This window comes from Synechococcus sp. CBW1006 (assembly GCF_015840525.1).
In the GTDB taxonomy this organism is placed as follows: Bacteria; Cyanobacteriota; Cyanobacteriia; order PCC-6307; family Cyanobiaceae; genus CBW1002.
On sequence record NZ_CP060396.1, the window covers coordinates 856,825 to 883,394 of the forward strand.

The 26,570-nt window shown below is 67.0% G+C and carries 23 protein-coding genes; 10 read left to right on the plus strand and 13 right to left on the minus strand.

The annotated features are described in order from the left end of the window. Positions 1 to 165 precede the first annotated feature (165 nt). Both H8F26_RS19975 and H8F26_RS04060 read right to left on the minus strand, forming a co-directional pair. On the minus strand, positions 166 to 876 hold the full coding sequence (locus H8F26_RS19975; protein WP_197157665.1) for a rubrerythrin family protein: 711 nt from the start codon (positions 874 to 876) through the stop codon (positions 166 to 168). A gap of 181 nt (positions 877 to 1,057) precedes the next feature. After that, on the minus strand, positions 1,058 to 2,881 hold the full coding sequence (locus tag H8F26_RS04060) for a diflavin flavoprotein (RefSeq protein WP_197157667.1): 1,824 nt from the start codon (positions 2,879 to 2,881) through the stop codon (positions 1,058 to 1,060). Positions 2,882 to 3,010: 129 nt separating this feature from the next. Between H8F26_RS04060 and H8F26_RS04065 the strand changes: the two genes are divergently transcribed. After that, positions 3,011 to 4,150, plus strand: coding sequence for a branched-chain amino acid ABC transporter substrate-binding protein (locus tag H8F26_RS04065; protein ID WP_197157669.1), 1,140 nt, complete (start codon positions 3,011 to 3,013; stop codon positions 4,148 to 4,150). A gap of 34 nt (positions 4,151 to 4,184) precedes the next feature. On the opposite strand, the gene H8F26_RS04070 is transcribed toward H8F26_RS04065, so the two are convergent. After that, a complete protein-coding gene (locus tag H8F26_RS04070) occupies positions 4,185 to 5,933 on the minus strand; it encodes a diflavin flavoprotein (protein ID WP_197157671.1) in 1,749 nt (582 codons plus the stop codon). Between H8F26_RS04070 and H8F26_RS19830 the strand changes: the two genes are divergently transcribed. Together H8F26_RS19830 and H8F26_RS04075 are read left to right on the plus strand one after the other, a co-directional pair. Further along, entirely contained in the window at positions 5,932 to 6,066 is a 135-nt protein-coding gene (locus tag H8F26_RS19830; protein ID WP_255518225.1) for a hypothetical protein, read from the plus strand. The two genes, H8F26_RS04070 and H8F26_RS19830, sit on opposite strands and share 2 nt — an antisense overlap. Positions 6,067 to 6,071: 5 nt before the next feature. Beyond that, a complete protein-coding gene (locus H8F26_RS04075; RefSeq protein ID WP_231605580.1) occupies positions 6,072 to 7,412 on the plus strand; it encodes an NRAMP family divalent metal transporter in 1,341 nt (446 codons plus the stop codon). A gap of 10 nt (positions 7,413 to 7,422) precedes the next feature. Here H8F26_RS04075 and H8F26_RS04080 read toward each other — a convergent pair whose 3' ends face one another. The 4 genes from H8F26_RS04080 to H8F26_RS04095 form a co-directional block, all read right to left on the minus strand. Then, the gene (locus H8F26_RS04080; RefSeq protein ID WP_370594669.1) at positions 7,423 to 7,968 is read right to left on the minus strand and encodes an MEKHLA domain-containing protein; all 546 of its coding nucleotides are present in this window, start codon (positions 7,966 to 7,968) and stop codon (positions 7,423 to 7,425) included. Continuing rightward, a complete protein-coding gene (locus H8F26_RS04085; RefSeq protein WP_197157673.1) occupies positions 7,961 to 8,884 on the minus strand; it encodes an SWIM zinc finger family protein in 924 nt (307 codons plus the stop codon). The genes H8F26_RS04080 and H8F26_RS04085 overlap by 8 nt, the downstream gene beginning before the upstream one ends. A 94-nt stretch (positions 8,885 to 8,978) precedes the next feature. Next, a complete protein-coding gene (gene cobA / locus H8F26_RS04090; protein ID WP_197157675.1) occupies positions 8,979 to 9,767 on the minus strand; it encodes a uroporphyrinogen-III C-methyltransferase in 789 nt (262 codons plus the stop codon). Next, entirely contained in the window at positions 9,764 to 11,014 is a 1,251-nt protein-coding gene (locus H8F26_RS04095; protein ID WP_197157677.1) for a hypothetical protein, read from the minus strand. The genes cobA and H8F26_RS04095 overlap by 4 nt, the downstream gene beginning before the upstream one ends. Before the next feature lie 137 nt (positions 11,015 to 11,151). Here H8F26_RS04095 and H8F26_RS04100 point away from each other — a divergent pair, with 137 nt between their 5' ends. Further along, positions 11,152 to 11,592, plus strand: coding sequence for a hypothetical protein (locus tag H8F26_RS04100; protein ID WP_197157679.1), 441 nt, complete (start codon positions 11,152 to 11,154; stop codon positions 11,590 to 11,592). Here H8F26_RS04100 and H8F26_RS04105 read toward each other — a convergent pair. Together H8F26_RS04105 and H8F26_RS04110 are read right to left on the minus strand one after the other, a co-directional pair. Continuing rightward, a complete protein-coding gene (locus H8F26_RS04105; RefSeq protein ID WP_197158968.1) occupies positions 11,522 to 13,090 on the minus strand; it encodes a ferredoxin--nitrite reductase in 1,569 nt (522 codons plus the stop codon). The genes H8F26_RS04100 and H8F26_RS04105 overlap by 71 nt on opposite strands. 314 nt (positions 13,091 to 13,404) lie before the next feature. Further along, positions 13,405 to 13,608, minus strand: a complete 204-nt coding sequence (locus H8F26_RS04110) for a hypothetical protein (protein ID WP_197157681.1) — start codon at positions 13,606 to 13,608, stop codon at positions 13,405 to 13,407. A gap of 423 nt (positions 13,609 to 14,031) precedes the next feature. On the opposite strand from H8F26_RS04110, the gene H8F26_RS04115 reads away from it, so the two are divergent. Together H8F26_RS04115 and H8F26_RS04120 are read left to right on the plus strand one after the other, a co-directional pair. Then, positions 14,032 to 15,147: an anthranilate phosphoribosyltransferase family protein gene (locus H8F26_RS04115; protein WP_197157683.1), complete on the plus strand. Its 1,116-nt coding sequence runs from the start codon at positions 14,032 to 14,034 to the stop codon at positions 15,145 to 15,147. Beyond that, positions 15,137 to 15,607 (plus strand): nitrate reductase associated protein, encoded by a 471-nt coding sequence (locus H8F26_RS04120; RefSeq protein WP_197157685.1) that lies wholly within the window; start codon positions 15,137 to 15,139, stop codon positions 15,605 to 15,607. Before H8F26_RS04115 ends, H8F26_RS04120 begins: the two co-directional genes overlap by 11 nt. Here H8F26_RS04120 and H8F26_RS04125 read toward each other — a convergent pair. After that, complete coding sequence (locus tag H8F26_RS04125) at positions 15,568 to 17,772, minus strand: molybdopterin oxidoreductase family protein (protein ID WP_197157686.1); 2,205 nt, start codon at positions 17,770 to 17,772, stop codon at positions 15,568 to 15,570. The two genes, H8F26_RS04120 and H8F26_RS04125, sit on opposite strands and share 40 nt — an antisense overlap. 93 nt (positions 17,773 to 17,865) lie before the next feature. Beyond that, positions 17,866 to 19,428 (minus strand): MFS transporter, encoded by a 1,563-nt coding sequence (locus H8F26_RS04130; RefSeq protein ID WP_197157688.1) that lies wholly within the window; start codon positions 19,426 to 19,428, stop codon positions 17,866 to 17,868. 323 nt (positions 19,429 to 19,751) lie between these two features. Between H8F26_RS04130 and H8F26_RS04135 the strand changes: the two genes are divergently transcribed. The 3 genes from H8F26_RS04135 to H8F26_RS04145 all read left to right on the plus strand — a co-directional run bounded on the left by H8F26_RS04135 (position 19,752) and on the right by H8F26_RS04145 (position 22,990). After that, positions 19,752 to 20,975, plus strand: a complete 1,224-nt coding sequence (locus H8F26_RS04135; RefSeq protein ID WP_197157690.1) for a transposase — start codon at positions 19,752 to 19,754, stop codon at positions 20,973 to 20,975. 171 nt (positions 20,976 to 21,146) lie between these two features. Continuing rightward, the gene (locus H8F26_RS04140) at positions 21,147 to 21,770 is read left to right on the plus strand and encodes a molybdenum cofactor guanylyltransferase (protein ID WP_231605453.1); all 624 of its coding nucleotides are present in this window, start codon (positions 21,147 to 21,149) and stop codon (positions 21,768 to 21,770) included. Between the two features lie 98 nt (positions 21,771 to 21,868). Continuing rightward, positions 21,869 to 22,990 carry a GTP 3',8-cyclase MoaA gene (locus tag H8F26_RS04145; RefSeq protein ID WP_231605581.1) on the plus strand — a complete coding sequence of 374 codons (1,122 nt, stop codon included), beginning with the start codon at positions 21,869 to 21,871 and terminating at the stop codon, positions 22,988 to 22,990. Between the two features lie 23 nt (positions 22,991 to 23,013). On the opposite strand, the gene H8F26_RS04150 is transcribed toward H8F26_RS04145, so the two are convergent. Beyond that, a complete protein-coding gene (locus H8F26_RS04150; protein ID WP_197157692.1) occupies positions 23,014 to 24,435 on the minus strand; it encodes an adenylate/guanylate cyclase domain-containing protein in 1,422 nt (473 codons plus the stop codon). 18 nt (positions 24,436 to 24,453) lie between these two features. Next, complete coding sequence (locus H8F26_RS04155) at positions 24,454 to 25,467, minus strand: methyltransferase (protein ID WP_197157694.1); 1,014 nt, start codon at positions 25,465 to 25,467, stop codon at positions 24,454 to 24,456. A 99-nt stretch (positions 25,468 to 25,566) separates the two neighbouring features. On the opposite strand from H8F26_RS04155, the gene H8F26_RS04160 reads away from it, so the two are divergent. Next, the gene (locus H8F26_RS04160; protein WP_197157696.1) at positions 25,567 to 26,475 is read left to right on the plus strand and encodes an MBL fold metallo-hydrolase; all 909 of its coding nucleotides are present in this window, start codon (positions 25,567 to 25,569) and stop codon (positions 26,473 to 26,475) included. Positions 26,476 to 26,570 lie beyond the last annotated feature (95 nt).

Here is a 26,570-nt window from a genome sequence, read left to right on the forward strand (position 1 = left end):
AGGCTCTCATGCTCTGCCGCCTCTTCGGCGGCTTTTTCGTGTCCACAGAGACCTTGCTAATAGCTGATTATTCTAGGTGGCCTATTGCCCATGATGAAGCGACCTGGATGAACAGAGGCTTCCATCCAGGTGTACTGAGCCGAGCCTCGACCCATCGCCGATGACTCAGGCCGCCAGCAGTTCGGGCTCGCGATAAGGGATGAAATTGGCCTTGCGGGTGCCGCAGATCGGGCAGGTCCAGTCGTCTGGGATGGCCTCGAAGGGGGTGCCGGCGGCGATTCCGGAATCGGGATCCCCTTTGACAGGGTCGTAGATCATCGAACACACCTTGCAGATCCACAGCCCGGGCAGCGGGGCCGTCTCGCCGGCCTGGCCCTTGCCCTGCAGCGCTTCGAGGGCAACGCCATAGCGCTCGGCATGGTGGTGCTCGATCGGCGTGAGCAGGCCGAAGTTGCTGGCCGCCTTGCGGAAGATGCCGGCGTGTTCCTCGGATTCGTCGATCTGATCCTGGAATTCAGCCGCGGCATCGGCATCCCGATCCACACGGGCCTGGGCCTCGAACTCCGGGTACATGGTGGTGTACTCGTAGGTTTCGCCCTCGATCGCCAGCTCCAGGCAGCGGGCCAGCACAGCCTGCTTCTGCTCCTCGCTCAGGCCGGCGGGATCGGCGACCACCAGCTCGGGATGGAGCAGGCGGAAATGGGCGAAGGCATGCTCGGTTTCCTGATTGGCCGTGTCGCGGAAGAGCTTCGCCAGCTCGGCATGGCCCAGCTGCTTGGCCACATCGGCGAAGAAAAGATACTTGCGGTTGGCCATGCTCTCACCGCCGAAGGCAGCCTCGAGGTTGGCCTGGGTGGAGGGGTTGGACAGATCCATGACGGAAAAACGCAGAGGATGGAGCGCGGCAGAAAAGGACCCGGAAGGATCAACCCGATCAGGATCGAACGCGAGAGCTCTGGAGACCGGGCCCACCGTTCTACAGAGCTTACACGAAGTCATAACCACTTCGGGTTAGAGCGCGAACAGTGTTGGCGAGGGGCTGCCTCCTGCGGCCCCCTCAGTAGTTGGCCCCGCTCCGGCGCTGGTGGACGGCCGTGACTCCCGTGGGATCCAGCAGGCCGCCACTGCTGAGCTCGGCATAGACCAGCCAGTGGTCGCCGCACTCCATCCGCTGCTTCACCCTGCCCTCCAGCCAGGCCAGCGCCTCCGGCAGCACCGGATAGCCCCCAGGACTCTCCTGGAGCTCCAGGCCGGCGAAGCGATCCGCTCCCGGCGGGAACGGCTGCAGAAACTGCTTCATCGGGCCGCTCTGCCGGCCCGCCGCCAGCACGTTGAGCGCAAAGCCATCGCCCACGTGCAGCAGGCTCTCCAGGGCCCGGTCCCGTGCCACCGCCACCGTGAGACCGGGCGGCGAGAAGCTGGCCTGGCTCACCCAGCTGGCCACCATCGCCCCGCTCAGGCGCGTCTCCCCCTCCCCCTTTCGGGTGGTGAGCACACACAGGGAGCCCACCAACCGGCCCAGGGCCAGCACCGCCGGATCGCTGCGGCTTTCGCTCAGACCACCGGCGGCGCTGCGGCGCTGGCTGCGGCGCTGCTCCACCAGCAGGCTGCGGCCCAGGGCCGTGCCGGTTTCCTCGATCGTTTTGATCGTGGCGGCATCGGGACTGAACTTGACCTTGATCGGCTCGAAGGCGAACTGGAAGCCGCCATCGCGCAGCTTGCTCTCGAGCAGATCGAGCGCCTCACCACTCCAGCCGAAGCTGCCGAACACCCCCACCGGCTTGGCCCGATCCCCCTCCGCCAGCAGGGTGCCCAGAGCCGACACAATCGGCGTGGGCGCATGCCCCCCCAGGGTGGGGGAACCGATCAGGACGGCGTCACAGGAGCGGATGGCGGAGAGCAGCTGGTCAGCGGGGGCAAATTCGCAGTTGATGCTCTCGACGCGCACGCCGGTGCGTCCCACCCCCTGGGCCAGGGCATCGGCGATGGCGGCGGTGTTGCCATAGGCGCTGGCGAACAGCAGGGCCACCGACAGCCTGGCGCGGTCCTGGGTTTCGCCCCAGCGGCGGTAATCGGCCAGCAGGCTGCGCCAGCTCTCGGCGATGGCGGGTCCGTGGCCGGGGGCGATGGTGCGGATCGGCAGCTCATCCAGCCGGTTGACCACGACCTCCACCTGGCGGGCGATCGGCGCCATCAGGCAGTCGTAGTAATAGCGGCGGTCTTCCTCGGTGCTGTTGCGGTCGCTTTCGGCCAACGCCTCGCTGCAGAGGTGGGCGGCGAAGAACTTGCCGCTCATCAGCAGGCCGGTCTTCTGCTCGAAGGCGATCAGGGCCCCAGGCCAGCGGGGCGTGGGGGTGGGGATCAAGGTGAGCTCATGGCCATCCCCAAGCGGACGGGTCGCCTCCTGCTTCACCACATCGATGGCGGGCAGGGGGGGAATCACCGGTTCGGGCTGGGTGCTGCCCGGAGGGGCCGGTTTGCGCTGGTCCCACAGCTCCGCCAGCAGCTTGGCACCGGTATTGGAGGCCACCAGCATCAGCTGGGGCCACTGGCTGGCCAGGCGCCGCAGCAGGCTCACCCGGTTGGGGTTGACGTGACCCACCACCACCTTCAGGGCCGCCTCGGCCGGCACCAACCCGGCCAACTGCTCCAGGAACGGGGCGGCGAAGGATTCCCCGGGCGGATGGACCAGCACCGGCGGTACCGGCTGGCCAGTCGCGGTGGTTCCGGCGGTGAACAGAAAGCTGTTGGCGCTGGTGCCCCGCTCCAGGCCGTACTCCACCTCGAAGCGCAGCCGCTTGGGACTGAGCCCCCGCAGGCAGACCAGACCGGGTTCGATCGCCAGCTGGATCACCCGGCGTTCTGCGTCACTCGCGCCCATGCTTCGCCGTTCCGGTGGCGGTGACTCTAAGGAGGGGCGACGATCTCAATCCCGCCTGGGTTGACACCACTGACTGATGGTGCTGTCCCAAGGCCATGGGTAAGGTCGGCCATCCGGGCAGGGCCGTGCATGGAACCGTTGTTCATCGAACTGCAGCTGGCAGGCAATCCCGTTGCATCCATTCTGGCCGGGTTTGGCTACGGGCTTGATTCAAACGGTGGTGGACTGTCGTCCGATCAGGAGCCGATCGTGATTGGTCTGGAGGCCCCGCTGAGCGGCTCCCAGAAAGCCAATGGGCGCGACATGTGGCGCGGCGCCAAACTGGCAGCTGAGGAGCTGAATCTCGAGGGCGGAATTCTGGGACGCCCGATCGAGCTGGTGAAGGCCGACGACAGGGCCGATCCGGAGCGGGCTTTGCCCGTGGCCGGGAAGCTCAAGCGCCTGGGGGCCGATGCGGTGATCGGCCCCTACAACTCCGGCGTGGGCATCCTCAACCTGCCCTACTACCTCGAGAATGAGATCGTTCCTGTACATCTCACGTCCACGGATGACACCGATGGCGAGGGTGTCACCGTGCAGCCCAAGAACAGCCAGATCGCTCCGGTGGAGGAGGCCTACATCCTCTCCCAGGGCATCAAGACGGTGTCGATACTGGTGGATCCTTCCACCTTCACCACGGGGATGGCGGATCGGCTCGAGGCGGCCCTCAGGGCAAATGGGGTGGACGTGGAGCGATTCAGCATCACCCCGGGGGCCGAGGACTACAGTGCCGCGATCCAGCAGGCCCTGGCCAGTGACCCCGGCCTGGTTTACGTGAGCACCTATTTCCCGGAGGGCAGTGTCATCGCCAAAGGGCTGGCCGCCAGTGGCAGCGACGCCCAGCGCTTCATGGGTCTGGCCAACGTGGATCCGGCCTTTGTGAAGCTGGCCGGGCTGGAGGTGGCCCAGTCCCTTGTGTTCAGCGGTACCCCTGAAGCCGCCCAGTTACCCACGGCCAAGGTCTACGTGAAGGCCTATGAGCAGCGTTTCGATCGCACCCCTGGCGTCTGGGGCACCTTCACCTACGACTCCCTGCAGGTGCTGGCCGAAGCCATGGAGCAGGCCGGCAGCAACCGTTTTGAGCCTGCCCTTGATGCGCTGTTGCAGACCCGCAACTACCAGGGGGCGACCGGCACCATCACGATCGATCCGATCACCGGCAACCGACTGAAGGTGCCCGTGTTCATCCTTCAGGTCAACGCGGAGGGGGTCTACACGATCAAAGGCTGAGCCATGGGTGGGCTTGGGCCCCACTTGCCCCACTTCAATAGTGGTTGCCCACCTTGCGGTGGTGCACGGCGGTGGAGGCCTCCAGATCGGAGACGGTGCCCTGCTCCACGGCGGCGTAGATGATCCAGTGATCCGGACCCTCCATCCGCTGAACAACGCGGCAGCCGAGGTAGGCCAGTGCATCGCCGAGCACCGGGCCGCCAGCGGCGACGCCGTCCAGGGTGGTGACGCCGGCGAAGCGATCGGCACCGGGGGGGAAGCGCTTGAGGAAATGGCGCAGCAGCACCTGGTGGTTGTCCTCCCGCAGGATGTTGAGCACGAAGCGGTCGCCCACCTGCATCAGGGCCTCGATGGCGCGGTCTTTGGCCACCGCCACGGTGAGCCCCGGGGGATCAAAACTCGCCTGGCTCACCCAGCTGGCCACCATCGCACCACTGCGGCTGCCGCCCTCGGCATCGTCCTGGCGTGCCGTCACCACATAGAGGCCTCCTGAAAGGCGGCCAAGCGCTTTGTCGAGGTCGCCGTCAAGGCTCTTCATGGCCGCGATCGTCTTCTCGCGGGTCAGCAGCTGGCCCAGATCGGTGCCGGCCTCCTCGCAGCGCTGGTAATCCTGGCCGTCCGGCACCTGACGGATGCGCAGCGGATCGAAGGCGCTCTTCTGGCCGAGGCTGCGCAGCTGGGCCGCGACCGTGTCGATCGGCTCGTCGTTGCCGCCGTAGGCGTCGTAGCAGGCGACCCACTGCTTCGGCTTGAGGGCCGCCAGCAGGGTGCCCACCTGGGCCTGAAGTTCAGCGTCGGGCGCGGCTGGCCAGGTGGGTACCACCACAGCACTGGCCTCGCCGATCAGCGCAGTGAGTTCCTGGGCATCGGTGGCACGCAGATCCACCAGCTGCACCTGGGCCTCGGCCTTGCCGATGCCACGGGCGATCGCCTGGCTGAGCCGATCGCAGAAACCGTACTGGCTCAGATAACAGACAGCGGCATAAGCCTCCCCCTTGCTGCGCTGGCTGCTCCAGTCGCGGTAGTCACCCACCCAGAGGCTGAGGTGCTGGCGCAGCAGGGGGCCATGGCCCACGGCAATCGTGGTGATCTCCGGCAACCCCTCCATGCGCTTGAGCGCCTGCAGCACGCTGCGGGCGTTCGGCCCCATCAGGCAGTCGTAATAAAAACGGAAATCCGGGGCGATGGCGCCGGGATCGCTGTCGAACAGCTCCTCGCTGCAGTAATGCAGCCCGAAGGCGTCGCAGGTGTAGAGGATACCGGTGCCGTGATCGAAGGAAAAGATCGTGTCCGGCCAGTGCAGGTTGGGAGCACTGAGAAAGTCGAAGCGGTGCTGAATCCCGCTGGCGGAATTGGTACCCAGATCGAGCGTGTCACCGCTCTTCACGGCACGGCTGCGGAACGGGCGGTGGACCTGGTCTTCAAGGAACTGGATCGCCACCTTGGAGGCCACGATCTCGATCTCGGGATTGCGGTCGAGCAGATGGCCGATCAGGCCGGAATGGTCTGGCTCGGTATGGGACACGATCAGATGATCGATCGCCAGAGGATCAATCTCCTGCTCGAGCAGCGGCAGCCAGGTGTCGGCGAATTTGAGGTGGCTGGTGTCGATCAGGGCCGTGCGCTCTCCCCGCACCAGGAAGGCGTTGTAGGTCGTGCCGTTGCGCAGACCGAACTCAATATCGAAACGGCTGCGATCCCAGTCGAGGGAGCGGATCGTGGTGGTATCGGCGGCGATCACCTCGCACTGGAGGCTCAGGCGCGGTGGTGCGACAACGCTCATGATCGTCTCCTCCGGGGGCCAGAACTGTAGGCAGACCGGCCCTCCGGCTGGCGGCATGGGGCGAGCCCTCGGTCAGCCCTCGATGCCAGCCGGCCAAGGCGCCGCCAAGCTGGAGCGCACCCTGGGGGCGTGATCACAATGGTGGCAGGCGAAGCCGGACCGCCGGATCCGAACGACCAGTCGCAGGCGGCCCCGAAACCGGGCATGCCGCTCAGTCTCAAGGGCTTTCGGCAGAGCCTGGGGCCCGGCATCCTGCTGGCCGGCGCCGCCATCGGCGGGTCTCACCTGGTGGCCTCCACCCAGGCGGGAGCCCGCTTCGGCCTCGGCCTGCTGGGTTTTGTGCTGCTGGCCAACCTGTTCAAGTACCCCTTCCTGCTGGTGGGCAGCCGGTTCACGGCCGTCACCGGGCTGAGCCTGCTGGAGGGCTATCAGCGCCAGCGGCCCTGGTACCTGCCCCTGTTTCTGCTGATCACCCTGGCCACCGGCGTGGCCAACATCGCGGCGGTGGCCTCCGTCTGCGGCAGCCTGGCCACCAGCATGGTGCCGATGAACCTGCCCGGTGGGCTGAGCACGCCGGCGGGGCTGGCCCTGCTGATCGTGGGGGTCTGCGTGGCCGTGCTGCTGCTCGGCCACTACCGCAGCCTCGATCGACTCAGCAAGGGCATCGTGCTGCTGCTCACGATCAGCACGGTGGTGGCGGCGGTGGCCGTGCTGGGTCGGGGACCGGTCGCCGGCAACGCCGACCTGTTCAGCCCCAGTCCCTGGAGCCTGACGGCCCTGCCGTTCCTGGTGGCCCTGATGGGCTGGATGCCCTGCCCGCTCGATCTGGCGGCCTGGTCGTCGCTGTGGATCTTCGCGCGGCAGGACGACTCAGGCCATCGCGGCTCCCGCGCCGAAGTGGAAGCCGACTTCAACCTCGGCTACCTGCTCACGGTGGCGATGGCGGTGCTGTTTCTGTTGCTGGGCGCCTGGGTGATGCACGGCACCGGGCAGGCGTTCTCCCCCAGCGGCGCGCGCTTCGCCCAGCAGCTGATCACCCTCTACACCGCCAGCCTCGGTGGCTGGGCCTATCCGGTGATCGCGATCGCGGCCTTCACCACGATGTTCAGCACCACCCTCACCTGCCTGGACGGCTATCCCCGCTCCACCTCCGCCGGCTTTCGGCTGCTGCGCGGCTTCCGCGGCCACGCCGTCCATGACCGGCGGGATCACGGCATCTGGATGGTGCTGCACGGTGTCGGAGCCGCCGCGGTGCTCGCCTTCTGGCCCGGTTCGATGGGAGCGCTGGTCCAGCTGGCGATGGTGGTCTCGTTCCTCACCACTCCCGTGCTGGCCTGGATGAACCTGCGGGTGATGCAGGGCCGCCAGGTGGCCCCTGCCGATCGGTTCGGAACCGTGCAACTGCTGGTGGCACGCATCAGCCTGATCGTGCTCAGCGCCTTCGTGGTGCTGTTCGGCATCAGCCTCTCGCAGGGCTGAATCCAGGCTCCTACAACCAGTACCAATCGCTGAAGCAGGCGGCCTGACCGCGGCGCTGGCCAGCGGCATCGCGCAGGGTCCAGAGGCGGGCTCCGCGAATCTGGAAGCGGCGGCCATGGCTGTCGATGCGCACACCGCTGTAGTGGGCGATCGCCTCGTCGCGCCAGGCCTGCCGCAGAGCGCGGGCCCGCTCCGCCCGCGCCACCGGCTCGGCCGTGAGCCGCGAGGGCAGGCCCACCATCGTGGCCCAGGGGCGACGCCAGAGCCGCAGGGCGGCGGCGTTGGCATAGATCAGCCGCGGCCCGATCGGATTCTCACCAGGATCGTCATGGGCGAGCACCACCACCGGGGCCACGAACAGCTCCTGGGCCGCCAGGCGCCGGTTGGCCGCAGCCGGAATCAGGGGGCGACCGAAGGCCGCCTGGTGGGAGGCAAGGATCCAGGCCACCCGTTCCAGCACGCTTTCCGCCAACCAGGCGGGCTCCAGCGCTGAACCCAGCACCGAGGGCGGCTCAGCGATCGGATGCGACACAGCCAGCAGATCCGGCTCAGCCACCGGCAACCCCGGCGCCCATGGCCAGGGCCATGGCCTGGTTGGCCTTGGCCTGGCCCTGGCTGCGCAGATGGTCGAGGAAGCGGCGGTTGGCTTCGGGGAAGCGGGGTTCCTCCGCCAGGGGCAGCGGACCGGCGGCATCGAGCCCCGTGTCCCCCTCCAGGGCCGGCGTGATCACCACGAGATCCGGATCGAGGGCTGCGTCGTAGCGCCACCAGCGGCTCGGATCCCCGATGGCTGGATGGGTGGGATGGGGCGACTGGCCGGCGTCCGGGGCCGGGAGCGATCCGGCTGGAGTGCCGTCCGCAGCGCTGGCCCGCAGCGCCGCCGCCCGTTCCGCCAGGGCCTTGCGGCGGCGCACCGCCAGATCGGCCAGCAGCTGGGATCGGGTGCGGCCCCGCAGCTGGAACAGCACGAAGGGATCCTCGCTGAAGCGATCCCCCATCAGGTAGTAGACGGCGCTGGTGTGCTTGCAGGGGTTGGCCTTGTCCGGGCAGGTGCACTCACTGCGCACCTCCTGCAGCTTGAACGGAAACAGGCGCTTGCCACTGGCGGCGAAGGCGCGCTCGATGTCCTGCGGCATGATGCCGGCCAGCAGCTGGGCCGACCAGCGGGCCTTCTGGGTGAGTGCCTCGAGCACGTAGCCCCAGTCTTCCTCGCTGAGCACATCGAGCCAGAGCTTCACCTTGTAGGGCTCGGGTTCGGTGCCCTGCACGCGGGCATGCACCCGCCGCCCCTCGAAGCGGATCGACAGGACGTTGCCCTCGCGGGCGTAGGCCCAGGCGCGCTCCAGCCGCTTCTTGTAGCGGAAGGAGTTGATCAGCTCCATCCATTGCTCCACCCACCAGGGCTGCTGTCCCAGTCCCTGGTCTCCCAGCTGGGTGGTGATGGCTGGGGTGGCGGACACGGGAGCGGGCATGGCTGGAAGGGTGCCGAGCCCAGACAGTCCAGGCCTCACCCACCAGTCTTGCCGAAGGGAGGCCCGAGCGACACAGCGGCGTCGGGGCTGATGCTCAGAAGGGAATCGGCATCTCGGCATCGGCCGGCGCGGGGGCGCAGGCCGCCACCCGTTCCGCCACCACCTGCCCCACCACCACGATCGAGGGCGACACGAACCCCTGCTCCGCCACCCGATCGGCCAGCTCGCCCAACGGGGCCACCAGATCCCGCTGCCCCAGCACCGTGCCCTGCTGGATCACGGCGGCCGGGGTGTCGGGCGCCAGGCCACCGGCGATCAGCTCGTTGCAGATGCGGCTGAGGTTATGGAGGCCCATGTAGATCACCAGGCCGTCACTGCAGCGGGCCAGCCCCTGCCAGTCGACGCCGGGGCGCGCCTTGTCGATCTCCTCATGGCCGGTCACGAAGGTGACGCTCGAACCCGCCCGGCGATGGGTCACCGGAATGCCGGCATAGGCCGGTGCGGCGATCCCCGCGGTGACACCGGGCACCACCTGCACCGGGATGCCGCGCGCCGCCAGGTGGGCCGCCTCCTCGCCGCCGCGGCCGAACAGGAAGGGATCGCCCCCTTTGAGCCGCACAACCGTGCGATGGCGACCGGCCAGCTCCACCAGCACCGCATTGGTGCTCGGCTGCGGCACCGAGTGGTAGCCGCGGCGCTTGCCGACGAACTGCCGCTCGCAGCCCTCCGGCACAAGATCCAGCAGGGCCTTCGGCACCAGGGAGTCGTAGACGAGGGCGTCGCAGCAGCGCAGCAACCGGTGGGCCTTGAGGGTGAGCAATTCGGGGTCACCCGGACCAGCTCCCACCAGATAGACGGTGCCCGGCGAGGGGGGCGTGGTCATGGCAGGGCCTCAAGCTGCGTCAGCAGCAGCTGACGGAAGCGGAAGCGCTGCAGCAGGGGCTGCCCGAGCCATTGCGGAAGACTGTCGGTGAGCCGATTGGCGGCCAGGACCAGCGGCAGCACGGGCGCTCCGTCCTCCATCGCCGGCAGCGGCTCCTGCCCATCGGCAACAGCGGACCGGCAACGGACCCCCAGACTCCGCTCCAGATACCGCAGATACCGAGATCCCAGCTTGCCGTCCATGGGGTGATGGATGAGCCAAGGGGATGATCCCACTGCAGCCGAACCGGCCAGCTCGGCCAGCTCCTCACGCAGGGCCTCCTGCCAGCAGGGCCAGGCCCCCAGGAAGGGCACGCGACCCACGGCACCGCGGCCTCGCCATCGGGCCGCAACCGCAGCCAGGTCGTGGCGGACATGGGTGCCCGGCAGCAGGAAGAGGGGCACCAGGGTGAGGTCCCCGCCGTCGCCCGGCGCGGGGCAGGGGTCTGCAGTGAGGGCGTGCAGATGCACCGGGGTGCCCCGCAGACGCTCCACCTCCCGGGCCAGGGTGCCGAGTTCCTCGGGGATCACACCCCCCCGCCGTCCATGCACGACCAGCAGCAGGGCACTGCGGCGCAGACCGGCCAGGCGCCGCTGCCGCCGCCTGGCCACGGCCCCGTCCAGCCGCGACGGATCGAGGCGAGACAGGCTGCGGCGGCCGTGCGGCAGCCGGGCCAGAAGGTCCACGGCTGCCCCCGCCAGGAGGGGATCGAGATCAACGGCGCAGCTCCGCAGCACCTGCCGCAGGGATTCGGTGGGCCATGCCGGCAGTCCCAGGGCCAGACCCTCGAGTGCTGCCCGGCGCAACAGCAACGGCCCTGGCTCGAGGGCCAGGGAGCACAGCCGGTTGAAATCAGCTGGATCCCGCTGATGGCCGAGCAGCGGCACCAGCAGCTCCTGACGGTCGGAGGAAGCCGTCGCCAGGGCCTGGCGCAGCAGCCCAGCACAGCCGGGATGGCGCAACCGAGCGATCACGGACAGGCACTCCGGATCAGCGCTGGGCTCCGCCAACCACCAGGCCAGCAGGCGCACCGTGGCCTGGCCGTCGACGCGTTCCGCCAACACGGCCAGAAGATCGGCCTCCGGCTGCAATCGGCCCGTTTCAATCGCCACCAACCAGGGCTCAAGATCCAGACTCGGCCGGCGGCGCAGCTGCTGAAGCCAGGGCCAGCGTTCCGGACTGCCCGGTGGCGGCAACAGCTCCGGCATGGCACGGGGATGGGGCGGGCACCACCCTGGCTCAGAAACCGTAGCCATCGATACGTTTGATGTGATGGAGAGGGTGGTGGCGTCCATGGCGTCTATCACAAGTGCAGGCTTGCTCGAACGACCCCATGGCCAATCGCATGATCCGGACCACCGCAGACCCAGGGCTCGATCGGGCACGACAGCGCGGCGTTGGGGTGCAATCGGCCAGCGTTTCGGCGTCAGGGGCGGAGCTCGACGGACTGGATGCGCTCAAGGAGCGGCAATTGCTGTTCCGATGGGTGCGCGATCTCGATCGAGCCCAGTTCGCCCTCGGCGATACGGCCCGTAGCAGCCGCCTGTGGCAGGAAGCGGCCTTGATGGGATTCGACCCTGAGCGGCTCACCCGTCTCCTCTACGGCGGGCAGGACCCCCACGACACCGCCGCACTGGAGGCGATCGATCGGGTCTGGCGGCAGGAGCAACGCCAGCAGCACGGCTGGCGTCGCCCTGCCTGGTGGCCGGGGGCGGTCAGGCAGCCTTCGGCGTGGCACCGAAGCGCTCCAGGAGCAGCTGCTCCAACACATCGGTCAGGTCGGTGAGCGGGACCCCCTTGTCGTGGAGCTCCGCCAGCTTCGGTTCCTGGCCGATGGAACCTCCCAGAAAGATCTTGGCGGCCTCCACCATCTCGCCATCCTTGCGAGCCTTGGCACCCATCAGGCCAATCTGACCCATGTAGGGCTGGCCGCAGGCGTTGGGGCAACCGGTCCAGTGCATGCGGACAGCCTCAGGGAGATCGATCCTCGTCTCCAGCGCATCGAGAACATCCTGGGCCAGGCCCTTGGTGGGGATCAGGGCAAAGCTGCAGTAGGCATTGCCGGTGCAGCTCACCGCCTCGGCCTGCAGGGCTCCGGGATCGAGACGGAAGCGTTGTAGCAGCGGCTCCTGCTGCAGCGCCTCCAGGCGGTCAGTCGGCACATTCGGCAACAGCACGTTCTGGGCTTCGGTCAGACGCAGCTCTCCGCTGCCATAGGTGCACGCCAGGCGCGCCAGCTCAAACAGGTCGGCGCCACGGAACCGGCCCATCGGCACATGCAGGCCCACCCAATGCAGGCCGTCCTGCTTCTGGGCATGCACCCCCAGACCATCACGCGGGGCGCGGCAGACGAGGTTGCTGCCATCGTGCGGCCGCACCGTGTCGGCCGCCGCGATACCGGCGAATGCAGCGAACCGGGCGAGCACGGCGGTGCGGTAGTCGTCGAGCCCCAGGGCATCAATCAGATACATCAACCGGCTCTTGTTGCGCACCTCCCGGTTGCCCTGATCCTCGAAGTGGCGAAGCACCGCAAGCGTGAATGTGGGCAAGTGCTCCGGAGGAAGCCACACGCCCAGCGGGAGAGCCAGGGCATTGCGCTGGGCGGAGAAGAAGCCTCCAACCATCACCGTGAAGCCAAGCTCACCACCACTGGCCCCACCGCTCCAGGCCGGAAGAAAGGCAAGATCGTTATGCAGAAGGAAACTGTCTGGCGCCCCTCCCACCGCCACATTGAACTTGCGGGGCAGGTTGCGGGGACCATCCGGAGCGAAGAGCCGCTCCTGAATCGCGCTCACCAGTGGTCGTGTATCGAAAACCTCCTCGGGATCAATGCCGGCCAGTGGATTGCCGGTGATGTTGCGGGGATTGTCGTGGCCGGATTGACGGCTGGTGAGGCCCACCCGCTCCATCGCCGCCAGCAGCGGGGCCATGTCTTCGAACAACAACCCCCGCAGCTGCAGGTTCTGGCGGGTGGTGATGTCGGCGCTGCCATGCTCGCCGCAGCGATCCACGGCTTCGGCCAGCACCTCCAACTGCTCCGCCTGAATCACACCATTGCGCAGCCGCAGCCGCAGCATGAAGCGCCCCGGCGTAACCGGCCGGAAAAAGATGCCCAGCCACTTGAGATGAATGGTGAGGGTGGCCTCATCCAGGGATTCCCACCCCTGTAGAGCGAGATCTGCAAGCTGGGGCTCCAGATCGAGGCCACAGAAGTCGGCTTTGGCCTGCTCGAGTTTACTGAGCTTGGGCTCAGCTGACAGATCGGTTACGGGAGGGGTCTGCATAAAGAAGTAGCGCGCCCATACGGCGCCGGAACAGGAAGCGGCGGAGGGATGACGTGACCTCGAAAGCCCCACCACGCCGGCATCCAGCAGAGCGGTGGGGCCGGCGAGCGCCAATGAGGGATACGCAGCCGGCAAGAGTAGTCGGAGACGGCAGCCGAAACAGCAGCGCCAGTACCCGAATCACGCGATCGCCACATCCTGAGGCGGAAGCTTCAGGGCTCGTGTCACTACCGCTACGGAATCTCGCCGCGCCCCCATCCCAGCTCCCAGACCAGGCTGGCCCGGGACACTCCCTGAATCCGACCCGCCGAGACTCAGCGTTCGCCGAGGGTCTGCCAGAGCGTCGCCTGATGGGCAATCACCGGCGCCGGAGCCGACCGGGAAGCCGCTCCCGAGGAGCGCGGCAGCGAAGCCAGCAGCTGAACAGCGAGCGAGCCCACCACGAACATGCCAAGGAAGGCGAGGGCCACCCCCAGGGGCGAGGCCTGGGCGCGGGTGACCTGCAGCGGCGCAGCCATGGCAGCAACCAAGCTGATGAATGGCGTCAGTATGAGCGGCCCGAATCCTGGAGAGGCGCCGCCTCCGAGAGGCCTGCGAAGGGGGCGGCCGCCTGGGAGGCCCTCAGATCCAGAACGCTCCAGCCATGCAGGACACCGAGCAACAGTCCAAAGGAAGCGGCGAGACGCACAGGAACAGGGGACGTTCGGGTGACTCTCTCGGCCCACGACGCGCCTCGATGCAATGGTTGGTACCGAACCGATCGACCTGATCGCCCCCTCGCCTCTTCAGGAAAGAATCAGTATCGCTTGATACTTCTTCGCAGTGATGGGCTGACACCGTGCGCTTGGGCCCCGTGCGGCTCAGGCCACAACCCGCACAGTTCCGCATTCAGCTGTGGAAAATACTGGTGCTGGTGGATTCAGTGCCGACCGTCCATGTTGATGCCAGCCACCTCGAATCCCGCGCCAGATCCCACGACCACCCTGGAAGCCGCAGCAGCATTTGCCAGACAGCCCAGTGGTGAACGCCAGCGATTCAAGCTCTATCTCAAGAAAATCGGCAGCGGTGAGCACACCAGCCAGGGCCTCAGCCGCAGCGAAGCGCGGGATGCTCTGGAGCTGATGCTGCGGGGCCTGGCCAGTCCAGCCCAGATCGGTGCCTTCCTGATCGCCCACCGGATTCGACGACCGGAGACCCAGGAACTCGCCGGCATGCTGGATCTCTACAGGGACCTCGGCCCCGCCCTCCACACCACCGAGCGAGCGGTCAGCTTCGGCATGCCCTTTGATGGCCGCACCCGCACAGCGCCGATCTACCCGCTGACCAGCCTGGTGCTGGCTGCCGCCGGCCTGCCGGTGGTGCTGCAGGGCGGAAGCCGGATGCCGGTCAAATACGGGGTGACGGCCATGGAACTGTTCGCCTCCCTGGGCCTCGATCTGCTGCACCTGCCGCTGGCCACCGTTCAGGAGGGGCTCACTCAGCAGCGGTTGGCCCTGATCCATCAGCCCGATCATTTCCCCCTGGCGGAGCGGCTCACCGAGATTCGGGAAGATCTGGGGAAGCGCCCACCCGTCGCCAGCCTCGAACTGCTCTGGACCGCCCACCGCGGTCCCCATCTCCTGGTGAGCGGCTTCGTGCATCCCCCCACCGAATCGCGGGCATGGAAAGCACTGGATCTGGCGGGAGAGGAGGAGGTGATCACCGTGAAAGGCCTGGAAGGCAGCACAGACCTGCCGATCAGCCGGGCCTGCATCACCGCCCGTGCGCGGGGTGACCAGATCGTACGGATGATCCTCCATCCCCGTGACCATGGCTGCTACGACAACGATGTGCCCTGGCTCGAGCTGGACAGCTGGAGCCAACAGGCGCTGGCGGCCCTGGGCGGACAGGGCCCGCTGACAACGGCTCTGATCTGGAATGCAGGCGTCTATCTCTCTCTGGCGGGGGTGCAGGCCGATCTCGAGCGTGGCCTGGCCATGGCCCGGAACCTGGTGAACAGCGGCGCCGGTCTGACCCAGCTGCAGCGTCTGATCCAGTGGAGGGCCGATGCGTCCTGACCAGGCCAGTCAGGGCAGCCATTGCTTTGATTTTGAGCACGACTTCGTCGGCAACTGGCGCTGCATCCCTCTCTGTGTGAGGCGCAAACTTGATCTGGCCGGCATCAAACTTCGCCTCAGCCACTGGCTGGCGATGCCCGAAGCGGAGCGGCAGGAGCTGGTGCTCTGGGGCGACGATGCCGAGGCACTCCGGGCCCTGGCCACCCATCTGAAGCAGCGCACCCGGGACCTGCCGGATGGCGAAGCCACAGACCTGCCGATCGCCAGCCAGGAACCCTGGCAGCAGGGAGGTGAACCGCCCGTGGCGGCAACGACGGCCGCCGCCGAACTGGGATACAGCCTCAGCCCGGAGTGCTGGCTTGCCCTGTCAGAACTGGAGCGCTTCGCCCTCTGCAAGCTGGCCCGCCCCGGGCACGACCATCACAACCTGGCGGCTGCGCTGGCGGAAGTCTTCCCCTGAAGCTGCTCGCGACTGCGCCGCCGCACACACACCGCCGCTGCCTTGAGTTCAGGCTGCTTCGAGATCGGGCAGGCCTGCTCATGCAACAGGGCATTCACTTCACAGGCCTGCTCCTGCATGAATCCCCAGTGCATCGGCAGAAAAACCGTGCCTGGCCGAATCCGTTCGGTGATGTCGACCCTGGCGGTGATGCTGGCCCGGCGTGAGCTGATCGAGGCCAGAGCTCCGCTCTCCAGGCCCAGGGATTCGGCATCGTCGGGATGGATTTCCAGCAGGGGTTCGGGATGCATCGCCGTGAGCCGGGGAACACGGGCCGTGCGGGTCATGGTGTGCCAGTGGCCGAGGTAGCGCCCCACCGTGAGTACCAGGGGATAGGCCTCGCTGGGGGGCTCCGCCAGCCCCATCGGCTGCTCAGCGATCAGGCGGGCGCGCCCACTGGGGGTCGCGAAGCGCCAATCGGTGTACAGCCGCCGGGCTTCGGTGGTGGGCTCGGTGCCGATCGGAAAGGGCCACTGCTGGGGCCCCTCCAGACGGAGAAGATCGTGGCTCAGACCGGAGACATCGCAAAGACGACCGGCGGTGAGCTGCACGAACTCGGCATAGACCTCGGCGGCTGAGGCATAGGTGAACTGATCCACAAAACCAAGGCGGCGACCCACCTCGGCAAACACCTGCCAATCGGCACGCGCCTGGCCGGGAGCGGGGCGGAAGCAGGGGCAGAGGGTGACCCGTCGCTCGGAGTTGGTCATGGCACCCTCCTTCTCGCTCCACTGGGCAGCGGGCAGGATCAGATGGGCGTACTGAGCTGTTTCCGTCTCCGCATAGGCCTCGCTCACCACCACCAGGGGACAACGCGGCAGCGCCGCCTTGACCCGTTCAAGATTGGGCAGGCTCACCAACGGATTGGTGGCGGCGACCCACCAGAGATCGAGTTCGCCCGCCTCCATCGCTTCCACCTGCTGCCAGGCCGTGAGCCCGGGGGCGGGGCTGATCGCACCAGGCTGGAACCCCCAGACCTGCTCCACCGCCCGGCGATGCAGAGGATCCGCGACCGTGCGATAGCCGGGCAGGAGATGGGAGAGGCCACCGGCCTCCCTCCCCCCCATCGCATTGGGCTGTCCCGTGAGCGAGAACGGTCCGGCGCCGACACGGCCGATCTGACCGGTGATCAGATGCAGGTTGATGATCCCCGCCACGGTGGCAGTGCCTTCGACGCTCTGGTTGACGCCCATGGACCAGAGGCTGAGCACCGGACCGTCACCACCCCACAGGGAGGCCACAGCCTGCAACTGCTCCTCGGTGATGCCACAGATCCGCGTCACCCGATCGGGAGTCCAGGCCTGGATCAACTGCGCATAGGCCGCAAACCCCTCGGTTTCCCCCTCGATGAACTCAAAATTGATCCATGCCTGCCGCAACAGCAGATGGCCAATTCCGTGCAGCAGCACGAGATCGGTGCCCGGGCGAATCGGCAGATGCAGATCGGCGGCGGCAGCGGTGGCGGTGGCGCGCGGATCCACCACCACCAGCTGCAGGGATCCAGGCTGGCGCCGTTTGCGCTTGAGCAGACGTTGGAACAGCACCGGATGGCACTCCGCCATGTTGGTGCCGATCAGAAAGGCGACGCCGCAGTGGTCAAGGTCGTCATAACTGCAGGGCGGGCCATCAGAGCCCAGGCTGCGGGCATAGCCGGCAACAGCCGAACTCATGCACAGGCGTGAATTGGCATCAAAATTGTTGGTCCCGATCGCCCCCTTCAACAGTTTCTGGGCGAGGTAGTAGTCCTCGGTGTGAAACTGGCCGGAGCCATACATGGCGATCGCGTCTGCCCCCTTGCCAGCCAGACTCGCCTTGATCTGGTGCACAATCCGCTCCAAGGCCAGATCCCACGAGATCGGCGCCAACGGATCATCCAGGCTGGCGCGATAGAGGGGCTGCAGCTGCCTTCCCCCATCCAGCGTGTCGCAGACCGTAGCTCCCTTGACGCAGACCTGTCCGAGACTGGAGGGATGCTGCCGATCGCCCCGGGCACCCCAGACCGGCAGGCCATCGTCACCTCGACGGGTTGGCTTGCCTTTCGAGGCCGGCGGCATCAGCTCAAGCCCGCACCCAACTCCGCAATAGGGGCACTGGGAGCGCAGGGAGGAGGCAGCGGAATCAACCATGAACAGACAACGATCACAATGGAAAAGGCAGGCCATCGGCCTGCCTGATGTCGACGGTCGTGGTGGAGAACCAGGCCTCAAAACAGCGGGCAATCAGCCCACGGGAGAGGCGGCAGCAACGGCTTCACCCTCATGCTGATCAGCGAAGGAGCCCTTGGGTTCATTGAGGAAGAAGTAACACATGAAGCCCACGATCAAGCCAGCCACTCCCAGGATCTGGAAGAAGGCACTGTTGGAAGCAGCAATCACTTCAGGCGAAGGCTCCGCCGAAGCGCCACCCATCCAGACGGGCAGCAGGCTGTAGATCGTGAGGTAAGCCACGGCCCCCACATTGCCGTAAGCCCCGACCATGCCAGCGATCTGGCCGGTGACCCGGCGCTTGACCAGAGGCACCATGGCAAAGGTGGAGCCTTCGCCAGCCTGCACAAAGAACGAGCAGGCCATCGTGAGCACCAGGGCCAGGGCAATGCCAGCATTGCCGGTGAAAGTGCCGGGCTTGATCATGCTCATCACCAGATAGCCGATACCCAGGCCGATGGTGAGAAATCCCATGGTCGACTTGCGTGAACCGAGCTTGTCGGACAGCAGGCCGCCGCCAGGTCGGGCGATCAGGTTCACGAAGGCAAAAGCGGAGGCCAGGATGCCCGCCGTTGCCTTGGGAAGGTCAAAGGTGGTTTCAAAGAAGGTGGGAAGCATCGACACCACCGCCAGCTCAGACCCGAAATTGACGATATAGGTGAGCTCCAGGATCGCCACCTGCTTGAACTGATAGCGATCGTCCTTGTCGTAGGTGCGTTGACCCAGGATCAGGGCCTTGTTGGTGCGGATAATGCCCCAAGTCTGGAAGACAAAGAAAACCAGCACCAGGAGCAGGGCAATCGTATATCCACCCGCATCAAGGAACTTCACTTTCTGGAGGCGCCAGGCCAGCACCGCCAGGATCGCCGCGAACGGCACATTCATGCCGATCAGACCCCAGAAATCCTTGATCGATGTCACCTCGAGACCAGCAGTCTTAAGGGGCTTTTGATAGGTTTTTCCGGGGGGCGTATCGGTTACATTAAAATAATAAATCAATCCATAGACGGCCGAAATGATGCCCGTCAAAGCAATTGCACCTCGCCAGTTCAGAACAGCACCATCCACTTCAAAACCGCCGGAGAATGACAGCCAGCCGGCCACGATCACCAGGGTCAAGGCAGAGAAAGCCGAGCCGAAATTTCCCCAGCCGCCATAAATCCCTTCGGCAACGCCAATCTCCTTGGGGGGAAACCATTCAGCCACCATTCGGATGCCGATCACAAACCCGGCGCCCACGATAGAAAGCAACAAGCGGGCCACAACCAGCTGGTTGAAATCCTGAGCGGCCGCAAACATCAGACAGGGGATCGCCGAAAACACCAACAACGTGGAGTAGGTAATTCGGGGTCCAAACTTGTCGAGCAGCATTCCAATCAGAATGCGGGCGGGCACTGTCAGGGCAACGTTGCAAATCGCCAGGGTGCGGATCTGAGGAACGCTGAGCCCAAATTCGGCCTTGACCGTGGTGGCCAGGGGTGCAAGGTTGAACCAGACAACGAAAGTAAGGAAAAAGGCAAACCAGGTGAGATGCAGTGTCTTATATCTGCCCTGGAGTGACCAGAGTTCGGCAAGCATGTGAAATCAAGATGGCGACCCTCACCTCTCGAAAATCGGGCGGAGCCTTTGAGCGGCGCACCATGCCAACCGCTCAGGCATTAGACCAGCTCACACCAAACCCGCGATGTAGCCACAGTTACGGATGGTCATCGAGCAGCCTTCATGCCGGACTGCATCGCTGCTTGTATCGATCCAGGAAGACAGACCAGGAAGACAGAGCAATGGTTCAGCCCTGGCTGCCCGACACAAGTCCGAGACCCGTTGCAACAGAACGGGTCTCAGTTGATTAGGTGGGCAGGGAGCCGTGAGAGGTTGGGGTTGTCACACCAAGCCAATCCCTCGTGGATTCCCACGCCCGGCTCCACTGTGAGCTCACCGGCTTTCTCCGTCAACACTGCCCGGCTCGCGACCAGCGGCATCTGGTGCTCCTGGGCTGGATGGTGGCCGGGTTGCTGCTGAGTCAAACGGTCTGTTTTGATCACTGGAAGACGCGCCTGCCGCTGGGGCGTTGCCTGGCGGCCAGCTGGCAGCGGCGTTGTCAGCGCTGGCTGGCCAACAGCCGAATTGATGCCGAGAGCCTCTATGGCCCGCTGATCCTCTGGGCGATCCAGGGCTGGCAGAACCCAGGCCAAGCCTTGCATCTGGCTCTCGATACCACCATGCTCTGGAACCGCATCTGCGTGGTGGTGGTCTCGGTCGTCTGCCACGGCCGGGCCATTCCGCTGCTGTGGCAAACCCTGGAGCATCCCAGCGCCAGCGTCAGCGCGGCGGTGTCGATCGGCTTGCTGGAGAAGGTGGATCGGCTCCTGGCTGGATTCGGAGCCATCACGCTGCTGGCCGATCGGGCCTTTCCCTGCGCTGAACTGCTGGGCTGGCTGGAGAACCAACCCGGCTGGACCTATGTGATGCGCCTGCCCCGCGACACCGAGATCCACGGCACCGCAGCGCCTCTGGGCTGTCAGGTGCGGCGGTTGCGGCTACGCCGCGGGCAATGCCGTGGCTTCCGGAACGTGCGGCTCTGGGCTGACGGATCTCACACAGCCAACCTGGTGCTGGCCCATCCCACCGGCCTGCCAGTGGAAGAGCCCTGGTACCTGATCAGCAACGCAGAACCGAGCCTGGATCTGGTCTGGAGCTACGGACGGCGCTTCTGCTGCGAACAGCTGTTCCGCGATCAGAAGTCCGGGGTGTTCCAGCTGGCTGACAGCGGCCTGCGGGACCCGCAGCGGATTGATCGGCTGCTGCTGGTGGTCGCCATCGCTGTGCTGGCAGGGTGTCTGCAGGGCTATGCCCTCAGCCTGGCGGGCCTCAGGCGACAGGTGGATCCGCACTGGAGGCGCGGCATGAGCTTTCTGCGCATCGGCCTGGGTGCTCTGCAGATGGTCGTCGCCGATGCCACCGTCAGGTTGATGGCCTGGCTATCGATCCCACTGCAGGAGCTGGAGCCCTGCATCCCAAGCCGCAAGGCACAGCACAAGCAGGCTCGGACTTGGTTCTCCAAGGTTGAGCTGCCACCACGATCACGACCGACTCGCCAGCACAACCCGCAGCTGGCTGTCGCGTGAGTCTTGCGACTGAGATGTGTCACTCAGCCAGGGTTCAGCCACCCTCCTTGGCATTCTCAAGCCATCTGATCAGCGAATGTGATGACCAGACCTCTGACGATTGTGGACGGCAGCGTGATCCTCGCAAGCAACAGCTACTGCCGAAATCCACCGGCTGAGCAGTGCTGATCCTTGCTGCGCAGCTGCCTGCTGAGCGGTGGTGACAGCCACCGCATGGGCCGCGACAAGGCCCTGTTGCCCCATCCGGCCGGCGGCCCCTGGCTGGAGCGGGGGCTGCGGCGGCTGGCCGCCCTGGAGCAGCCGATCACCCTCTGCAGCCGCCATTCGTCCCACCTGGCCCTGGCCGCAGGGTTGGCGCAGCCCCTGGGCGTGCCCTTGGATTGCTTCGAGGAACCACCCCCCTGGCGAGGGCCGCTGCGGGCCCTGGCGCGGCTGATGCACCGGCACCCGGACGACGCAATCCTGCTGCTGATGCCAGTGGACATGCCCTGGCTGGAGACCCAGAGCCTGCGGCAGCTGCTCGAAGCCGCAGACCAACACCCCCACCAGTTCTGCCTCGCCCACGACGGCCAGCGCCTGCAGCCCCTGCTGGGGGTCTACCCGAACACGCCAACCGTGCGCCGCGATCTGGAGGATTGGCTGGCACTGGGCCATCGCCGCCTGCAGGGCTGGCTGGATCGCCAGCCGGTGCTGCCGGTGAGGCTGGAGCCCTCCCAGCTGAGGAACTGCAACCATCCGCACGACTGGCCACACGACGGGCCAGCCGCACGACCGGACAAGGCAGCCGGGCCGTGACTCGCCAGCCCAAGGCGGAACCCGGCAGGCTGGGCGGAGCCGAAGCCTCAAGGGCTGATGCCCGCGTGGACCCTGCCGCCTCAGACCCCCCAGTCCCTCTGCTCGATCGCCACCACCGCGCGCCGGGGGTGCTGCGGCTGTCGCTCACGGCCCGCTGCAACCTGGCCTGTCCCTACTGCTGTCCGGACGATCGGGATCCGCCCGAGCTGCTGACCCTGGCGGAACGGCGGCAGCTGATCGAAACCGCCGCCGGGCTGGGCTTCTCCTCGCTGCGGCTCACGGGCGGGGAGCCACTGCTCTATGCACCGCTCGAGGAGCTGATCAGCAGCCTGCAGCCGCTGAAAGGTGGTGCCGCCAGCGGACAAGGCAACCGCGGCCAGGGCAGCCAGCTGCGCGAGATCGCCCTGACCAGCAACGGGGCGCTGCTCACGGCGGAACGGGCCAGGGCGCTGCGGCAGGCCGGGCTGGATCGGATCACGCTCAGCCTTGATGGCACCGATGGCGCCAGCGTGGCCCGGATGGCCGGTCTGGCCAGCACCGCCCCGCCTGCAGAGGCCGAGGTGGCACGGGGGGAGCGGCTGCTGCAGCGGGTGCTGGAGGCGATCGAGCATGCCCGCGCCGCCGGCTTCGATCCGGCCCGGGGGGAGCTGAAGCTCAACGCGGTGATCGCCCGCGGCCGCAACGACGACCAGCTGATCCCGCTGGCGGCCCTGGCGCGTCAGCGGGGGGTGGAGTTGCGCCTGATCGAATTCATGGATGTGGGCAACCGCAACGGCTGGGTCCCGCAGCAGGTGCTCAGCGCCGCCGAGATGGTGCGGCGCATCGGAGCCCACTGGCCGCTGCAACCGGTGGGGCGTCCCGCCCAGGGCACCGCCAGCCGCTGGCGCTACCTCGACAGCCCAGGGTCTTCAGCCGGCGCCGCGCCGCTGCATGTGGCGGTGGTGGCCTCGATCAGTGCCCCCTTCTGCGGCGACTGCAATCGCCTGCGGGTCACCTCCGACGGCGTGGCCTACACCTGCCTGTTCGCCAGCGGCGGCAGCGACCTCAAACCCTGGCTCCGGCCGGCCACAGGAGCATCAGCGGATGCGGCGGGACTGCGGGCTGCGATCGGGGCACTCTGGCAACAGCGGCAGGATCGCTACAGCGAAGACCGTAGGGAGGCCGTTGGCACGACCGCGGGCCGAGCCACTCCGGCAGAGATGGCCTACCTCGGCGGCTGAAACGGCTCAAGCGGCTGAAGCGACTACGACGCAAGTCGGCCCTGCAGCCAGTACGTGGTCATCTCCCCCACGCCCTTGATCGGCACCTGGCCGCGACGTTCGGTGGCATAGGAGCCGGCCAGCTTGCGGCAGGTGGCTTGACTGATCTGGATCCGGCCCGGCTCCCCGTTCGATTCCATGCGGCTGGCCACGTTCACGGTCTCGCCCCAGAGGTCGTAGATGAACTTGCGGCGCCCGATCACGCCGGCCACCACGGGCCCGCTGTGGATCCCGATGCGGAGAGCGAGCGACCCTGCCACCGGAGCCTCGACCTGGGCGATCGCCGCCTGCATCGCCAGGGCCATCTCCGCCACGGCCTCGGCGTGGTGGTCGAGTGCGGTCGGCAGGCCACCCACCACCATGTAGCTGTCGCCGATCGTCTTGATCTTCTCGAGCCCGTGGCGCTCGCTCAGGTCGTCGAAGCTCGAGAAGACGCGGTTGAGCAGCACCACCAGGGCGTCGCCATCAATCCGGGAGGAAAGAGCGGTGAACCCCACGATGTCGGCGAACAGCACCGTCACATCGGCGTGGGTTTCGGCGATCGTGTGGCTGCCACGCTTCATCTGCTCAGCGATCGGCGCCGGCAGGATGTTGAGCAACAGCGACTCGGAGCGGTCCCGCTCGGCCTGGGCGGAGGCCTCCGCTGCGATCCGCCGCTCCATCTCGCCACTGGTGCGCTGGTAGGAACGGTTGAAAGCCTCGATCACGTCGGTGAGTTCATCGGCGCGACGTGAGGCGGCGACCGGGATCAGGAAGCTGTCTGGATCGGCTGGCATCCCCTGCTCAAAGGCGGTGCCGGATCGGAGCAGGTGATCATGCAGCAGCAGCACCCGGCCGATCACGAGGCGCTGCATCACCACCATCGTGATCAGGGTGAGAACGCTGGCGATGCCCAGCACGATCAGCACGATGTTGCGCACGTAGATCAGCAGGCCCTGGCGCAGGGCGGCATCGTTGTGCCGCACGATCAGCACCAGGTCGTTGCCCCGCAGAACCTGGGGTCTCCAGAGGCCGTCGTAGGCGTTCTCGCCGGGAAACCAGCGCCCCTGCAACGAAGCATCGGCAGCCGCAGCCGAGCGGAGGCTGGGTTTAGAACCGAAGCCCCCCAGGAGCTCACCGGTGGAGGCGCGGTAGAGCGCCGCACCTTTCAGATCGGCCACCATGGTGGGCCCCTGCAGCCGTTTCACCTCCTGCAGGAGCGCCTCAGGACTTCCTGGCGCCTGCATGGTGACCAGCCACTGGATCTTGGCGCTGGTGACCTCCCGCAGCTGCAGGCCCAGCCGCTCGGCCTGGCGCAGCACCGACGGCACCAGCACGATCGCCTCCACCACAAGGAAATTGAGGAAGATCCAGAAGGCGATGCGGCGCGACAGGCGCGCCCGGACCCACGGGAAGCTGGCGGTCATCGCACAACTTTGGCAGCTTCAGCCCAGCACCGCCTCCACCACGCTGATCGGCGAGGGTGTGGCGGTGATCGCCTCGAGACGCAGGCCGGCCCGCTCCAGCAGCTGGGCGTACTCGCCGGGGGTGCGCTCGCGGCCGCCTTCGGTCATCACGAGCATGTTCAGGTCGAGCATCTTGGCGGGGGCCGGATCGTTGCCCGGCGGAATCACCTGCTCGAGGATCAGCACCCGGCCGCCGGGGGCGAGGCCGGCGCGGATGTGGCCCAGGATCGTGAGGCAGGCGTCATCGCCCCAGTCGTGGAGGATGTGCTTGAGCAGGTAGGCATCGGCTCCGGCTGGCACGGAGTGGAAGAAATCGCCGGAAGCGACCTGGAAGCGCCCCTCCAGCTCCGGCGCAACCACCACCGGCTCCACCACGGAGGGTTGATCAAACAGGGTGCCGCGCAGGTGCCCGTGGTGGCGCAGCACCGCCTGCAGCAGCTGACCCCAGCCACCGCCCACGTCGACCAGGTGGGTGATGGCGCTGAAGTCGTAGGCCGCCAGCAGGCCCTGGGTCTCCACGCGGGAGAAGTCGGTCATGGCGCCGTCGAAGATGGCGCCGCGCTCGGGATTGTGGCCGTACCAGGGGAAGACGGGTTCGCCGTAATGGTGGCGGAAGGCGCTCTCGCCGGTGCGCACGCTGTGGAGCAGGTCGGCCCAGGCGTCGTAGTGCTCACCGCCGAGCATGCGAACGAACTGGCGCTGGGAGGCGGGATGGTCGCTGCGCAGCAGGTCGGCCAGGGGGGTGAGCACGAAGGAGCGCGGCTCGGTTTCGGCGAACAGGCCCAGGCTGGCCAGGCCCCGCAGCAGCCGGAACAGGGCATCGGCATCGGCGCCGCATTGGGCGGCGAGCTCCTCGGCGGTCAGGCCCTCGGGGTTGGCGGCGGCCAGATGGTCGGCGAGCTCCAGTTCGGCAGCCACGTGGATCATCTTGGTGACCCAGTTACCGCTGGCGAGCTGGAGAAAGTGGCTGGTGAGATCCGCGCGGGGGTCCATCGGGCCGGAACAGGGTGCCGTTGCTCTATAGCCCCAGCACCAGACCGTGGGCCAGAGCGGAGCGATCCACCAGGCTGAGGGGGTTGTTGCCTCACCGCCATGGCCCGTGCGAGCGAGCGCCTGGCCGCCAATGCCGGCGGCCCCTTCTACGTGGATGCCAGCTGCATCGACTGCGGCACCTGCTGGCAGTTCGATCCGGCCCACTTCGCCCCCACTGGCAGCACCTCGCACGTCTGGGCCCAGCCCCAGGGCGATGCCGAGACCCGCGCCGCCCTGCTGGCGCTGCAGGCCTGCCCGGTGGCCGCGATCGGCACCAGCCGGGACCTGCTGGCGCTCACGCCAGCCGATGGCTTCCCATCGCTGGTGGTGAGCCTGCCGCAGGGGGAGGTGCACTACTGCGGCTGGGCGTCGCGCCGGAGCTTCGGGGCGAGCAGCTGGCTGATCACCCGGCGACGCCCCGATGGCAACGCCGACAACCTGCTGATCGATTCACCGCGCTGGAGCGCAGCGCTGGCCCGCCGGATCGAGGCCCTGGGCGGCGTCAGCCGTATTCTGCTCAGCCACCGCGACGATGTGGCCGATCACCAGGCCTGGGCCAAGCGGTTCGGCGCCGAACGCTGGATCCACAGCGCTGATGCGGAGGCCGCGCCGCAGGCGGAGCACCGCTTCGAAGGCACGGAGCCGATCCGGCTCGATGCCGACCTGCTGGTGCTGCCGGTGCCGGGACACACGGCCGGCTCAGTGGCGGTGCTGTTCGCCAAGCAGGTGCTGTTCAGCGGCGACCACCTCTGGTGGGGCGTTGATCCGCCGGGGGTGGTGGCGTCCCAGCGCTATTGCTGGTGGAACTGGCCGGAGCAGCTGCGTTCGGTGGAGCGGTTGCTGGATCTGGACGTGCGCTGGCTGCTGCCCGGCCACGGCCGCTGGCACAACTTTACCCCGGGCGAATGGCGCCGGGAACTGGAGGCAACGCTGGCGCGAGGGCGGCAGGGACCGGGCGGGGAACCCTGAAGGTGGTTCCGCACCGCAGACATGACTCCTCGTCAAGGCCCAAGGCTGATGGATCGATACCGGGAGGAGCTACAGGTGCGGCACTACGCGCGCTG